Source organism: Pseudomonas sp. AC463, assembly GCF_979253585.1.
The window spans coordinates 1-377 of record NZ_CEEDDZ010000212.1; the positions used below are offsets into that span (position 1 = coordinate 1).

Annotated in this window: 1 protein-coding gene; it reads left to right on the top strand. The window is 60.2% G+C overall.

All coding sequences use genetic code 11. The features are described from left to right. A partial coding sequence (locus tag AC0IYH_RS29820) for a serine hydrolase (protein ID WP_471837689.1) occupies positions 1-377 on the top strand: 377 nt, incomplete at both ends.

A 377-nucleotide genomic window follows, 5' to 3' on the forward strand; every position in this document is an offset into this window, starting at 1 on the left:
CTGGAAAACCGCAAGATCGTCGAAATTGCCGCTGCACCGCTCGGCCCGCAACGCGTAGAGGCGGTGGCCAATGTGCTCGACCTGAAAATCGAGCAGCTCGAGATCAGCGACCTCGATGAAGCCTCCACCCGCTACTACGACAGCGGCCTGAACAGCGCCACCCTGGTCGCCTACGGTCAGTTGCTGAGCAAACTGGCGAAAGGCGATCTGCTGAGCAACGACAGCTCGACATTGCTGTACGACATCATGGGGCTGGGTGGTTACGACGCCTATCGCCTGGAGGCTGGCCTGAACAAGGATCTGCCCTTCATACAGAAAACCGGCACCCAGCAGCACCGCGCCTGCCACATGGGTATCGCCAATCCGCAGACTGACAG